Below are 488 nucleotides of genomic sequence, written 5' to 3'. Positions count from 1 at the left end.
GGTGAGTTCACCGGGATACAGATTGCAAAGGCGTACCACGAACACAACGACGACGAGCGCTCGGAGGTCGTCATCCCGGACTCGGCACACGGCACGAACTTCGCAACGGCGGCGATGGCCGGCTACGAGGTCGTGGAGCTACCGAGCGGCGACGACGGTCGCGTCGACATCGAGGCGCTGGAGGCGGCTGTCGGCGACGATACCGCCGCGTTGATGCTCACAAACCCCAACACGCTGGGGCTGTTCGAGCGCGATATCGAGCACGTCGCCGACATCGTCCACGACGCCGGCGGCCTGCTGTACTACGACGGCGCGAACCTCAACGCCCTGCTCGGGCGCGCTCGCCCCGGCGATATGGGCTTTGACGTGATGCACTACAACGTCCACAAGACGTTCGCGACGCCCCACGGCGGCGGTGGCCCCGGTGCCGGCCCGGTCGGCGTCCGCGAGGCACTGGCACAGTTCCTCCCGAACCCGCACGTCAGAGA

General features: G+C 67.4%; 1 protein-coding gene. It reads left to right on the top strand.

The features are described 5' to 3' along the window. The coding region (locus EXE48_RS18215) for an aminotransferase class V-fold PLP-dependent enzyme (RefSeq protein ID WP_137712173.1) at window positions 1–488 on the top strand (488 nt) is incomplete at both ends.

It is taken from the genome of Halorubrum sp. ASP1 (genome assembly GCF_005435135.1).
In the GTDB taxonomy this organism is placed as follows: domain Archaea; phylum Halobacteriota; class Halobacteria; order Halobacteriales; family Haloferacaceae; genus Halorubrum; species Halorubrum tropicale.
Note: the sequence above shows the minus strand (reverse complement) of the source record. Positions and strands in the feature narration are given on the sequence as shown.